Here is a 13810-nt window from a genome sequence, read left to right as displayed (position 1 = left end):
AAGACTAAACTATCTCCCTCAGTACAAGGCGATCCGGAACGGTAGCTCCTCCCCGAAGCAATCCCCGTTCAACAACGGACAGTGACATATTCCCGGCCTCAAGGCCTTCCTTTATATGGCGGAAGGCCCTGGTAAAATCAAAGAAGCCGCAGCTGAAAAGATCAACGGCGGCATACCCATATTCCGGCCATGTGTGTATGGAAAAATGCGATTCGGCAATGACGATGACGCCGCTCACCCCCTGGGGAGAAAAGGAATGAAAAAAAGGCTGTATGATGGTGGCGCCGGAAAGGCCCGCCGCCTCCATCATAATTGTTTCAAGGTGCTCCCGGGTATCGAGAAAAGTGGTGTTGCAGTCGTGATATTCTGCAATATAGTGAGACCCCAATATGCTTTGATCCCGGCTCAACGAACTGTTCATGCTTTGGGAGCCCCGCAGCTATCCACAACCTGCCTGCGCTTTTGTATTAGTAGTTCAACCATCAAATTATTTATTTTTCGCGGCCACATCGGTTATTTTTATCTGCCTGAAAAGATCAACAATGCGGACAATGGCTGTGAAATTAACCAGAACAGTCATAACAATAACGGAGATGATGAGCGATATATCGGGATGAAGGCCGTTATTCTCAGCGAGTATCCTGAAAAACGGATACAGGACTATGAAAAAACTCAGAAAAGCTACGCGCTCAGGACGCTGCATCAGTCCTTTTTTCGTATCAAAGCCCATGGCCTCGCCCCGCGCCTTGGAATAGCTGGTGACTTCAGTACCAAGAATGAGAAGAATTGATACTATGAGCATCATAAAATCCAGCGAATCCACGGTGAAAGACGCGTCTCCCAGCTTAAAATTTCTGCATACAAAATAGAGACCTAAGCCGGCATACACAAAGGCATCATTATACCGGTCCATACAGGCATCATAAAAAGCGCCTGACCTGGTCGTCTGTCCCGTCAAACGGGCCAGTTGTCCATCGAGCATGTCCATGGTGCCGCTCAGGACGATAAGCCATCCTGCCCAATCCAGTCTGCCTATAACAATCATATAGCCCGTAAACAGGGACATGAAAATAGACAGAGTCGTCACCATGTTGGGAGTGAAATGGAGGAAAGCTAGAGATTTGACAATAGGGCTGATCAGCCAGGTCCAGAACTCACGGAAGTAAACGCCAAGAAAACTTGTGTGCAGCCTGGAGAGAACCTCCTGTGTTTTCGGCCTTTTTTTAAAAGTCACGGCATAGTACAGGAAAGCCGTCATGAATGCGACATTAATAATAAGAATAGGCAGCAGCGACCGATAGATTCTGTCATCAACTTGCATTTTTTGATTTAACCCCTTCTTTAATCATTTAATTTTTACTGCACCCTTCATTTTATATGGGTACACTGATTATTTCCATAGTAAAACATCAGACATCTTTAAATGGCCTCAAACACATTTTAGTTGTCAAGCAGGAATAATTCGACGCTGTTTTATCATTGCAGCATCCCGGGTAAAGTCAAATACAATTCATAGTATATTCTTTCAATAATTTTCTTATGGGGGCCTTAATAAATAATCAAGAGACATAAGATAAATTGTGCTTTACTTATATATGTAGATGTGTTTCCTGAATATAAAAAGCAGTCCGTCCAGACTCCTTTTCCTATATTGTTCTTGACATGAGAGGGAATATCCGGAAACACTGAAATATTCTTTTCTCAAAGTGCCCCGTGGCAGTCAGGGATGGGCCATAAAGCCGCGCAAGAGTGGAAAGGGAAGTCAGGGATTTCTTTATCCAATATACATAAGCGCTTGAAGCGCAATAAAACGGTAAAATGGCTGTAATTGACAACTATAACCGGGTCAGAGAGCGCGTTAAAGCTGCAGCAGATTCAGCGGGGAGAGAAGCCGATTCAGTACGGATAATTGCTGTTTCAAAGACCTTTCCTCCCGAGATCATGCAGGAAGCTTTAAACGCGGGAATAACTGAATTCGGTGAAAATAAAATTCAGGAAGCAAAGAATAAGATTCCCCGGCTGCGGGGAAACGCCTCCTTTCATATGATTGGTCATCTTCAATCAAATAAGGCGAAGGAAGCGGTTAATTTCTTTGATGTTATTCATTCCATAGATAAGTACGGCACCGCTGAAAAGGTCAGCGGGGAAGCTGAGAAGATCAATAAAATCCAGAAAATTCTTATCCAGGTAAACACATCGAAGGAGGATTCCAAGAGCGGCGTAGATCCCGACGATGTGATTCAATTGGCCAAAAAAATAAGGGGGCTGAAAAACCTTGAGCTCCTGGGCCTCATGACAATGGCCCCCTTTACCGAGGACAGAGATATTATCCGCAGTTGTTTCAGGATGACGGCGGACCTGTTGAACCGGATAAACAAAGAGGGAGGAACACCCCTGAAAGAACTGTCCATGGGAATGTCTCACGATTTCGAAATAGCCGTTGAAGAAGGGGCCACAATTGTGAGAATCGGCGGACTGATTTTTGGAGAAAGGACCTGAAGATGACGATACCGGCAGGAAAAATAATCGGCTGCATCGGAGCCGGAAACATGGGAGGCGCCATCCTCGCAGGGCTGGCCGGCACTATAGACACCGCCGATCTCCTGGTCTTTGATACCGATGATGATAAATCACGAACACTGGCCGGGACTTACTCCATCACGATGGAATCATCGGCGGCACAGCTGGCGAAAAAATGTCATATTATAATACTGGCGGTTAAACCCGGGATAATACCTGAAGTGCTCAGGTCCATTAAACCGGAGACGGATTCAAAAATAATTGTGTCCATCGCGGCAGGCGTGACTATCGATTCCATGGAAAAGATTATGGGGCAGGATGCGGCAATTGTACGGGCAATGCCAAATACCCCGGCGTTGGTCAAAGAGGCGATGACCGTTCTGTCGCCTAACAGCCGCGTAAAAACATCGGAACTTGAAACGGTTAAGACGATTTTCGAACAAATTGGGAAAGTTCTTGTTTTACCGGAACATCTTATGGACGCTGTAACGGGAATATCGGGAAGCGGCCCTGCCTATGTTTTTACATTCATACAGGCAATGGCCGATGGTGCGGTGAAAATGGGTATCCCCAGAAATGAAGCCCTCTTGCTGGCGGCACAAACAGTATATGGATCGGCCGCCATGCTGGTTTCACAGGGGGAAAATCCCATTGCACTGAGGGATAAGGTCACTTCTCCGGGAGGCACCACGATAGAAGCGGTGCATATTCTCGAGGAGAAGGGCTTCTCGGGCACTGTTATGAGTGCCATAGAAGCGGCGACAAAAAAATCTCAAAAACTGGGGAGCAAATAATGTTAAACGCCATACCTCTCACCCGCTACCATATGAGAAAAATAAAAACAGCGGCGATCGCCGCAACAATTCTCTTTTTGTTCACAATCATCGTCCTGAATTTTTACAACATTGTCATAAAAAAAGGCACCCGGGTTAATCCCGAAAGCTATGTAATGAACCAGGGTTTTCCACTTTTCACGGCCCAGAAGGAATATATCGCCCTGGTAAAGAATTATCCCCGCGATCCAGGTGTAAAGTTAAGAATTCATGCCATGCTGCCCGGGGAATCATACTGGAACGTCACTAACAGGTACAATATAACCATTGACACTCTTATTGCGGCCAATCCCTTCCTGAACAGCCTCAATGCCAGAGAAGGTGTTGAGCTGGTGATCCCGGCAGAAGACGGGGTACTTTTCGCCTTCAACGATTTTATCGATGTCCTGAGAATGTCGTCAAGGCTCGACTATAAAAAGAAAATTCTCGGCGATTATCTGCCGAAAATATACAAGCTCATATCCAACGACGACATACGCCTGGTCTTCTTCCCTGATGCACGGCCTGCCTTGGTAAATCCATCGCTGGAACGACTGTACAGCTACAGAAGCATTTTCCAGGCCCCCCTAAAGGGTGCATATTCATCGATGTTCGGCGACCGCGTGGATCCTTTTTATCATGCCATGGCATTTCATAACGGCGTGGACATCATGGCGCCCTATAGCAGTAAAATCCATCCATCAAGGGAAGGCATGGTGATATACACGGGATGGCGTGACGGGTACGGACAAACCATCGTCATACAGCACAATGACGGATATTGCAGTCTGTATGCGCATTGCTCAAAAATGATGGTAAAGGTGGGCGAATGGGTCACCAAGGAAAACGTGATCGGTCTTGTAGGATCGACGGGCAGGTCAACGGGGCCCCATCTTCACTTCACCCTCATGCTTCATGATAAAATCATCAATCCCCTGATTGTTATCTGGTAAGAGCAGGGCCCATAGAGTCCTGCATGCGGGAAAATGAGGCCAACAGTCTCCGCCCATTCTGCCGTGTTAAATTTAATTGAGATTCCCGGCGAACCGCTCATAGGCTTTCATCTAACCCGCTTGATCATCCCCCTTAAACAACCCTGAACCGCAACAATTGCATATAGAAGAAGTTGTGTTATCGTTGATGGCAATATTGGCGAAGCCCTCCATGCTGTTCCCTGTATTTAAAATATAATAACTTTTTATATATATATTGAGAGCCCCGGCGTGGAATAATAATTGACAATGCCGGACTTTTTAATCATGTCAATTCTATCATGAAGAAATATCCCATTTTAATCCTGATCCCTCATGGAGGGTTCACCGTTCCGGAGGAACTGGCTGAATACGTGGCATTGAGGGACATCGATCTTTTCATCGAAGCCGACACCTGCGCCAATGAATTATTCGCCCTGGATGACATGGCCAACGCCAGGCTGGACACCCATATTACCCGCCTCCTCATCGACCTGGACAGACCATACCGTGTATTACCGCCGGCCAGTACAAACGGCGTGATGAAAACCGAAACCCTGCAGGGGAAAAATATTTTCAAATCGGGCCATTTCCCCGATGAAATAGCCATATCGGGAATGCTGCGCCGGTACTATTTCCCCTTTCACGAGGCCGTTGAAAAAATATGCGAAACGGGAGAGATCGACCTCATTCTTGAATGCCATACCATGATGCCCGTGGGCCCCCGCAACTCCGCGGACAAGGGCAAGCCGCGCCCCCTCTTTCAGATTGATCACAAAATTGAAATAAACGGAGACGTCGTGGAAACATGTCCCGCGCCCCTGGCCGATGAACTGCTTCAGCAGCTAAAAAAATCATTCCCTCGGGCCGAAGGAACGGTCAGTGAAAAATTCATCATCAGCACTGAACCCTGCCGGGGCTATATAATGAAAAAGTACGGAAGAAAGGATATACCCATGATGCGGCTTAGCATGTCGAAGGCACTGTTTCTCAACGAAAAATATTTCAGCTTTGAGTATCTAAGGGTGGATGAGTTGCGGATAAGGGAGCTGAAAGGACAGGTCAGGGAATCCATAGAAAATTTTTACGCAACGAATTTCTAAATTGCCGCTTATTCTTTACCCATGCCCATACCGATGATTTCCTCCTGCTTGTTCGCCCGGTTCAGGATGGCGTTGAGCACAAGTGGATCGGACATATATTTCTCAAGGGGTTCCGATATTTTATCCGGCAGCGCGTTGGCCGTTTCATTGAGGCGCTCGAAGTCCGCTTTCAATTCACCGGGAATCTCATCCCGGGCCAATTCCGGATATTTTTTCGCCAGGGAACTGCTGCGCTCGGCAAATTCCGTCATTTTCACAATATATTGATCAATGGCACGGGCCACATCCCCGGCATTTTCCGCCCTGGCCATGGTATCGGCATACTGGTTGAGGTAGGCTTCCATGTCACTGATGTATGCACGGACATCGGCGTATTTCTCACTCTTATTACATCCCATGCATGCGATAAAGGTGATGATGCAAAGCAGAAGCACTTTCTTTCCCATGCCATAACTCCTTTTGGTAAACCCCGTTTCGAGCAGGAACGCCCACCAGTATACACCAATCCTTTATTCAGTCAACCATAAAGACGCGGGGATGATATTATTTTACTTACGGCATGTCCGTGATATAGTCATAGGCATTCATGGCAGCGGTAGCACCATCGGCGGCAGCCATCACTATCTGCCTCTTCGACTCGCTCCTTATGTCGCCGGCGGCAAATAATCCCGTCACGGCGGTTCTCATCTGCATATCGACTTTCACCTCGCCCCATTCATTGAGTAATTCATCGGGCAAAAACTGCGAATTGGGCGTATAACCGACGAATATAAAGACACCATCCACATCGAGATTCGATTTCTCCCCGGTTTTTTTATTCAGCAATGACAGGTTTGCAACCTTCATGTCTCCATTGATTGATTCCACAACAGAATCATATATGGGAATTATCTTTTCATTGGCCAGAAGCCGGTCCTGCAGGATTTTCGATCCTCTAAAACTGTCGCGCCGGTGTATGATATACACCCTGCCGGCGAACCTGGTAAGGAAAATAGCCTCTTCCAGGGCCGTATCCCCGCCGCCCACAACGGCCGTTACCTTATCCCTGAAAAAGGCCCCGTCGCAGGTCGCACAATAGGATACTCCCCTGCCGGTAAATTCCTTCTCTCCCGGCACATCCAGTTTTTTGAAGGCGGCTCCCGTTGTAATAATAGCCGTCCTGGCCTCGAGAACCCTGTTGCTGGTAAGCCGTATCACGAATAAATTCCTGTCCGCATCCTTATGTATAGAAGAAACCTCGCCGTTCTCAATGCTCACACCGAGTCTCCGGGCCTGTTCCTCCATTTTCGACATGAGCTCCCAGCCTGCCACTGGTTCCACAAATCCCGGATAGTTTTCCACCTCATAGGTATTCATAACCTGGCCGCCCGGTGAAAATTTTTCAACAACCTGTACATCGAGCCCGGCCCGTATGCCGTAAATTGATGCCGCCAGTCCTCCCGGTCCCGCCCCGATAATAATAAGATCCTTCATCTCAGTCTCCTGCATAGAATAATTGACACGTTTTTTAGAATTTTAGTATTTACTTATTCGCATCAAGCCCCTTTTTTTTTCAATACTTTTTCTTCAATTTTTATTATTAATTACATAGTGCATTACATGCTAAATAGTGACAATTATTTTATGGGAACCTCTAAAAATTAGGTTTTTCATTAACCAAAAAATGAAAAAACCTAATTTTTCCTATGCCTGTGCCCACAAGGGAACTTCCAAAATCTAATTTATAGAGGTTCCCTTATACCATATTTTTTATCCATGCCCCATTTAATCGTTGAAAAAAGAATAGATGTCATAGAAAATTATGCATGACAGAAAGAAACCATTCTTTTTCAATAAAATATCAATAAGATGAAATAGTAAACCGAAATATATACATGAGCATTAAAAACCTACCTGAGAGATACGTGGGCCCATGAAACATCAAAATTATTATGATGTATTGCGAGCATATCAGCTCCTCTTCTCCGTTAAGTACGGTGTTAATCCGGAAATGCTGCGCGGATTGAAAATTAATTCGATAAAAAGCGCCTACAAGCAGATGGCGATGAAAAGCCATCCCGACAGGGCTGTTCTCCTGGGAGTTCACCGGAGCATCCTTGAAAAAAAATTCAAAGAGATCAATGAGGCCTACTCTCTGCTTGCTTCGGTTGTCGAAAAAGGATCAGTATCGTCCTTCACGGGCGCGACTCCATCGGCTCATAGAAAAAGTTATACCTATAATAACGCTCAGGGAAAAGATGAAAAAAAGAACTGGCACGGCAGGGCTCACTTTCGGAAAAACCGGCACCGCCAGCATGAGGAAAAGAGCAGCAGCGAACGGAATCGTCAGTATTCAGGAACCGGCAGTAAGCAGGAAAATAAATATTATTCCAGGCATGGGACTTATACCCGTTCCATGGTCATGCTCTTTCCCATGGAGGAGCTGATGCTGGGGCAGTTTCTCTATTACTCGGGACATATCTCCCTGATGAGCCTTGTTACGGCCATACAATGGCAGAGAGGCCAGAGACCATCTTTCGGTAAAATTGCCATGGACTGGAGAATACTGAATCACGAGGATATCATCACCATTCTTAAAAACCGGCAACCCAGGGAAAAATTCGGGCAGTGCTCCATGCGGCTGGGCCTTGTCTCTTCCTTCCAGTACAAGGCAGTCCTTTGTAAACAGAAAAATCTTCAGCGTCCTATCGGTGAGTATTTTATACATCAGGGGCTTCTTTCAAAAGAGGACATGGACGAAATGCAGAAAAAAATGCTCCTCCACAACAGGGGAGTTCGGGAATATAAAAGCAGTCAACCCTGATCCTCAACTGCTGCCGTACCGCGTTATCTCCCCGGAAATTTTATCCAGCGGAAGCACCCTGTCCACACTACCGCGGTTTATAGCCTCCCGGGGCATTCCGAACACGATACAGGTCGCCTCATCCTGCGCTATTGTCCTTGCCCCCGAATCATGCATTTCGACCATACCTGCCGCGCCGTCATCTCCCATTCCCGTAAGAATTATTCCCAGTGCATTGGGTCCGGCGAATTTGGCCACGGACCGGAAAAGAACATCCACCGAAGGCCTGTGCCTGCTCACGGGAGGGCCATCCTTGATCGCAACCGAATAAGCGGTACCCTTACGGTTGACCAGCATATGCCGGTCTCCCGGCGCTACCAGAACCGTTCCGGGAATTATTTTATCACCGTCCGATGCTTCCTTTACGGTGAGTTTGCATACCATATCCAGACGTTCCGCAAAGGCTTTGGTAAATTTCTCCGGCATATGCTGCACGATAACGATCCCGGGCACTTCCACGGGCAGCATTTTAAGAACTGCCTCTATGGCCTGTGTCCCTCCAGCCGAGGCTCCTATGGCCACAAATTTTTCGGTTTTGGCAGAAATCCGACCCGATGAAGGAGACAATATAACATCGGCGCTCAGTTTCGGAGGAATCCCCTTGTCGGCATATACCGGCCTGTTATTGTCCAGTGACGAGGATGCCTTCCCGAGAACCTTTATGTTTGCCTGCGCTGCCGATTTCACTGCATCAACAATCATCATGGCCGATTCATTGAAAAATTCCTTGAGCCCGATCCGGGGTTTCGTCAACACCTCCACGGCACCGGCCCTCATGGCCTCCATGGTAATAGCGGTATTTTTTTCCGTTAACGAGGAACAGATTACCACCGGAGTGGGACGTACTTTCATGATTTCTTTCAGGTAGGTAAGTCCGTCCTTCTGGGGCATCTCAATGTCGAGGATAAAGACATCGGGCCACTCCTTTGCCAGATGTCTGGAAGCTAACACGGGATCACTTGCCGTGAACAAAACCTCGATTGCCGGATCAGAATTCAATATCTGACTCAGGACCGCCCGCACCGAAGCCGAATCATCAATAATGGCAACTCTGATCTTTTTCAAATAGTATACCCGCTTTTTTTGTTAGACGCACAGAAATTGCCGATCTATGAGGCTTATGAAAATTCTCCCCCGCTGCAGGCGGGGGAGAATCAGTGCAATTTCCGGTCATTGGACAAAACCGCTATATATGGAAAACAGAATCATATATGGCGGTAATCAGGATTCCTCAACAGAGGCCAGGGTGGCGGCTTCTATTTTCTGAATATATTGAACCAGCTTCGGCACATCCAGTATAAGGGCCACATCGCCCGTGCCCAGAATGGTCGCACCGCTCACCCACTGAAGATTATTAAACAGTCTCCCCAGGGGTTTGATAACGGTCTGAAATTCACCAATTAGTTTATCAACCACAAGCCCTGCCTTTATCCGCGCATACTCGAGGACAATGATGTTTTCCCTTGTCGGGGCCTCGCCGTCTTCCCGGAAAAATTCACGGAGCCTCATAAAGGGGAGAACCTCTCCACGCAGGTTCATGAAATTTCCACCCTCTTTCCCGGCAAGCTCTTCCATGGAAATTTCGGAACATTCTGTCACCATATCGAGAGGCATGACATAGTAGGAATCGGCAACTTTCACCATGAAGCCATCCACGATAGCCAGTGTAAGAGGCAGATGAATCCGCATGGTGGTCCCCACACCCTTCTCGCTCTCTATTATTATGGAACCCCTGAGCGATTCGATATTCTTCTTTACCACATCCATGCCAACACCGCGGCCTGAAATATTAGTGACCTGTTCCGCCGTGGAAAAACCGGGCTGGAATATGAGTTGGAACAGGTCATCATCGGATATCTTCTGGTCCGCCTGAAGAATCCCTGACTGAACCGCTTTATTGAATATCTTTTCACGGTTCAGCCCCTCACCGTCATCAATGACTTCGATGACGATGCTGCCCGTTTCATAATAAGCATTGAGCTGAACTGTCCCTTTTCTCGGTTTACCCCGTAAAACACGATCGTCGGGATTATCGATACCGTGATCGATGGAATTCCTGATCAGATGCATTAGGGGATCGGATATTTTTTCAATGAGCGTTTTATCCAGTTCCGTTTCACCGCCGTTTACATCAAGCTCGATCTCTCTACCGCGTTCCCTGCTGAGATCCCGGACAATCCTCTCATAACGTTTGAAGGTCTCGCCAATCTGAACCATGCGCAGGTTCATGGTGCTGTCCCGTACGTCTTCGATGAGCCGCGACATGGAGGATACCGATTCATTCAATTCAATGTCTCCCGTGCGTTCACTGAGCTGCCGAACATTGGCACCGGTAATCACCAGCTCGCCTATGAGGTTTATAAGTTTATCCAGCTTGTCAGCGTCGATCCTGATTGACTTTTTCTTTTTCTCTTCAAGGCGTTTTATATCGTTCTGCTTTTCCAAGGCCCTATCAAGAACAGGCTTCTGGATCATTTTTTCATTCACCATGATTTCGCCGATGAACCTGTTCCGGTCAGCTTCATCATCCCCGCCGCTCATTTCTTTCTGCATTTCCAGTGCTTTTTCAAGCTCGATTTCCGTCAGCGACCCTACGGTTTTCAGCATATCGCCGATCTTCATGGGAGTCTCGGGAAGCTCGTCGATCAGATTGACATAATCGGCGATGCTGCTTCTGGGTGGTATAATCCTCAGCTGGCAGTCATCTATGACAAATTCAAAAACATTTTCGAGGGTATCCTTATCGGTACTTCCATCAAAAACGATTTCAAAACCCAGGTAACAATCCTCGGGATTCATCTCTTCCGCATGGGGCATTTCATCATAAACACTTATAATGTTTTTTATCTCACCCATTTCGCTGAGATAATTGATGAATGATTGAGGATCCAGGCCGTTTTTAAATACGTCTTTATGAAAACGAAGAGATACGTGCCAGTATTCACTGACAACCTGATCTTCTTCCCCGCCGTTCACTTCCAATTGGGACTCAATTTTTTCTTCTTTTGCCGGAGCCGTATTACCGCCTCCGAGATAGCTGTTCAGTCTTTCAACAAGATACCCGTTCTTCTGGACCATCTCGTCACTAAGCACGGCCTTCTTATTCTGCTCAAAAAGATCGAGGAGCTGCGCCATAAAATCATGGCATTCAAGCTGCAAACCGATGAGATCGGAATCAACGGAGATTTTACCGGTCCGCACATCATCAAGAATATTTTCCACTATATGCGTAAATCGTTCGATGGGCTCGAGACCAAACATGCCTGAAGAACCTTTAATGGTATGAACCGAACGAAACAGGGCATTCATGGATTCGGCATCGGTTGAATCCTTCTCCAGCTCCAGCAGGCAGGATTCCATATTTTCCAGCATCTCCCTGCTTTCTATAAAAAAGGTATTTAATGCATCATTTAGGTTAAATTTTCCTGATCCCATTGCTCATCTCCTTTATTGATAACTATATTTATAGAGATTAAAGAGCCTTTTAACCTCACCACTCAGTTTCTTTATCACAATCTTTTTATTTTCCGCGAGAGCCTCCCTGTCCAGCAGCAGGAGCAGTTGATAACCGGCAGTATCGATCCTGCTGACCTGGCCCAGATCGAGCTCAATCTGCCCGGTTGAGCCTTCCAGGCCATTCAACAGAGACTGCTTCAGTTCATTGACGGTATATATGGTCATATCTCCCTTTATAGAAAGGCTGATATCACCGGAACCTTTTTTTTCTTCCTTCACACTGGCATTCATATAGACTCTCCTGGTAATTGTATTTCTAGATTATTAGTTTCTTAACAGCACCAAGCAACTGCTCCGGCTGGAATGGCTTTACCATCCACGCCTTGGCTCCCAGATCCTTGCCCTTGGCCTTCATGTCCGCACCCGATTCGGTAGTCAGCATGATAAAAGGGGTGAACCGGTATGAGGAATAGCTGTCGTCATGCTTAACCTTCTCCAGAAAAGTGACACCATCCATATTAGGCATATTCACATCACAGATGAACATGTCGACCTGTCTGCCATCAAGCTGATTGAGCGCATCAACTCCATCCTTAGCCTCAATATATTCATAACCGGCTTCTTCCAGTGTCATGGCTACAACCTGACGTATCGATGTGGCATCATCAATAATCATAATTGTCTTTCCCATTTATAAATCCTCCAAAAAATATTTGGTGCAACATAAGCCAGTATCATTCTTCGCTGATCCTGGCCAGCTCATCGTCAGTGAATATTTTATCCACATCGATTATGATTACTATCTGGTCATCAAGTTTGCCTATTCCGTTAATACAATCGGTATCAAAACTCGAACTGAAATGAGGCGTCTTCTGGATATTGGACAGAGGCATACTGATTACATCGGAAACGGAATCAACTATCAGCCCGACCAGGGTTCCCTTAATTTCCGCTATCATAACGACCGTCAGCTTGTCATATTCCCGTTCAGGCATATGAAATTTTATCCGTAGATCAACGAGGGGGATAACCTTCCCCCGAAGATTCGTGACGCCCTTCATAAAGGGCATGACATTGGGGACCCTGGCGATTTCAGGTATACCCATTATCTCCTGTATTTTATTGACATCAACGCCGAATTTATCTTCACCGATGGATATTGTGACAAACATTCTTTCTTCAACGCTTTCCTCAATGACCCGTTTGGTCGCTGCTCCTTTCATGCGAAATCCTCCCATGCAGTATTAAACGAACAGTGCGCTTTATTCCATAAGATTGTAACCAAAGTTAGATAACTCACTTATATCAAGCACCTTGTGCATATTCAGCAATATGATAAAGTTACTGTCTATCTTGCCTATGCCGCTGATAAATTCCGTGCGTATCCTGGCACCGAATCCCGGCGTAGTTTCAATTTTTTCCTCGGGGATGTCTATTACGGCATTAATGCTGTCGATTACAAAACCCAGCATGATAGTATCGTCCCGGTCTTCGACCTCCACAATGACAATGCAAGAGAGTTTTGTAATGTCGCTTGCTCTTTTATAAAACCGCGATGACAGGTCAACGACAGGCACCACTTCTCCCCGGAGATTAATAACGCCGCGGATAAAGGACGGGACCGTGGGAATTTTATATACGTGTTCGTACTCAATTACTTCCCTTACGTTATTAACTTCCACGCCATAAATCTCATTACCGATATGAAAGGTGAGATACTGCCGCGCATTAAGAGAAATGTCCGCGGAGCCTTCCAGTGATAATCTGTTTATGGTATTCATTTCTTCCATGGCAACACCCTCATTCATTTTTTGTATCATCATACGATCTGGCCGCAACCATCAAGCAATAAGCTTCTTCATTTCAGAATAGCATGTTTTGATTATATCACCTCATTTTTTTGAATTCAAGAAATATTTTTTTACAAAATATTGGAATATCTTCTATGTGCTGAACAGGCCGTTATACTCGCACAATACGCCTCATCCATTCCTGCAGGTGATTCATCACCGTGCATTATTTCTCCCGGTACACGACAGTCGATTATATTTACAAAATATTCCATTTTATCCATATAATTAAGGGTATTCCCGGAACCTATCACGT

General features: G+C 46.2%; 15 protein-coding genes. 5 read left to right on the top strand and 10 right to left on the bottom strand.

The window, feature by feature from the left end; all coding sequences use genetic code 11:
• Positions 1-4: 4 nt before the first annotated feature.
• Positions 5-421, bottom strand: coding sequence for an adenosylmethionine decarboxylase (gene speD, locus CVV44_12425; protein PKL37967.1), 417 nt, complete (start codon positions 419-421; stop codon positions 5-7).
• Between the two features lie 66 nt (positions 422-487).
• Positions 488-1321: a hypothetical protein gene (locus CVV44_12420; protein PKL37966.1), complete on the bottom strand. Its 834-nt coding sequence runs from the start codon at positions 1319-1321 to the stop codon at positions 488-490.
• 497 nt (positions 1322-1818) lie between these two features.
• Here CVV44_12420 and CVV44_12415 point away from each other — a divergent pair, with 497 nt between their 5' ends.
• From CVV44_12415 to CVV44_12400, 4 genes are all read left to right on the top strand, one after another.
• Positions 1819-2499 carry a YggS family pyridoxal phosphate-dependent enzyme gene (locus CVV44_12415; protein ID PKL37965.1) on the top strand — a complete coding sequence of 227 codons (681 nt, stop codon included), beginning with the start codon at positions 1819-1821 and terminating at the stop codon, positions 2497-2499.
• Between the two features lie 2 nt (positions 2500-2501).
• Positions 2502-3314: a pyrroline-5-carboxylate reductase gene (locus CVV44_12410; GenBank protein ID PKL37964.1), complete on the top strand. Its 813-nt coding sequence runs from the start codon at positions 2502-2504 to the stop codon at positions 3312-3314.
• Complete coding sequence (locus CVV44_12405; GenBank protein PKL37963.1) at positions 3314-4285, top strand: hypothetical protein; 972 nt, start codon at positions 3314-3316, stop codon at positions 4283-4285. Before CVV44_12410 ends, CVV44_12405 begins: the two co-directional genes overlap by 1 nt.
• 320 nt (positions 4286-4605) lie before the next feature.
• Positions 4606-5406, top strand: coding sequence for a hypothetical protein (locus CVV44_12400; GenBank protein ID PKL37962.1), 801 nt, complete (start codon positions 4606-4608; stop codon positions 5404-5406).
• An 8-nt stretch (positions 5407-5414) separates the two neighbouring features.
• On the opposite strand, the gene CVV44_12395 is transcribed toward CVV44_12400, so the two are convergent.
• Both CVV44_12395 and trxB read right to left on the bottom strand, forming a co-directional pair.
• A complete protein-coding gene (locus CVV44_12395; protein ID PKL37961.1) occupies positions 5415-5852 on the bottom strand; it encodes a hypothetical protein in 438 nt (145 codons plus the stop codon).
• A gap of 106 nt (positions 5853-5958) precedes the next feature.
• Positions 5959-6879: a thioredoxin-disulfide reductase gene (trxB, locus tag CVV44_12390; GenBank protein ID PKL37960.1), complete on the bottom strand. Its 921-nt coding sequence runs from the start codon at positions 6877-6879 to the stop codon at positions 5959-5961.
• Between the two features lie 439 nt (positions 6880-7318).
• On the opposite strand from trxB, the gene CVV44_12385 reads away from it, so the two are divergent.
• Positions 7319-8209: a hypothetical protein gene (locus CVV44_12385; GenBank protein ID PKL37959.1), complete on the top strand. Its 891-nt coding sequence runs from the start codon at positions 7319-7321 to the stop codon at positions 8207-8209.
• Between the two features lie 3 nt (positions 8210-8212).
• Here the strand turns inward: CVV44_12385 and CVV44_12380 are convergent, their stop codons facing one another.
• The 6 genes from CVV44_12380 to CVV44_12355 form a co-directional block, all read right to left on the bottom strand.
• On the bottom strand, positions 8213-9313 hold the full coding sequence (locus tag CVV44_12380; protein ID PKL37958.1) for a chemotaxis response regulator protein-glutamate methylesterase: 1101 nt from the start codon (positions 9311-9313) through the stop codon (positions 8213-8215).
• Positions 9314-9469: 156 nt separating this feature from the next.
• Entirely contained in the window at positions 9470-11683 is a 2214-nt protein-coding gene (locus CVV44_12375) for a chemotaxis protein CheA (GenBank protein ID PKL37957.1), read from the bottom strand.
• 12 nt (positions 11684-11695) lie between these two features.
• The gene (locus CVV44_12370; GenBank protein PKL37956.1) at positions 11696-11995 is read right to left on the bottom strand and encodes a hypothetical protein; all 300 of its coding nucleotides are present in this window, start codon (positions 11993-11995) and stop codon (positions 11696-11698) included.
• Positions 11996-12020: 25 nt separating this feature from the next.
• The gene (locus CVV44_12365) at positions 12021-12395 is read right to left on the bottom strand and encodes a two-component system response regulator (protein ID PKL37955.1); all 375 of its coding nucleotides are present in this window, start codon (positions 12393-12395) and stop codon (positions 12021-12023) included.
• Positions 12396-12438: 43 nt separating this feature from the next.
• The gene (locus CVV44_12360) at positions 12439-12942 is read right to left on the bottom strand and encodes a chemotaxis protein CheW (protein ID PKL37954.1); all 504 of its coding nucleotides are present in this window, start codon (positions 12940-12942) and stop codon (positions 12439-12441) included.
• Between the two features lie 24 nt (positions 12943-12966).
• Positions 12967-13485: a chemotaxis protein CheW gene (locus tag CVV44_12355; protein ID PKL38218.1), complete on the bottom strand. Its 519-nt coding sequence runs from the start codon at positions 13483-13485 to the stop codon at positions 12967-12969.
• Positions 13486-13810: the final 325 nt, after the last annotated feature.

The organism is Spirochaetae bacterium HGW-Spirochaetae-1 (genome assembly GCA_002839375.1).
Classification (GTDB): Bacteria; Spirochaetota; UBA4802; order UBA4802; family UBA5550; genus PGXY01.
This window is presented reverse-complemented; position numbering and strand designations above follow the sequence as displayed.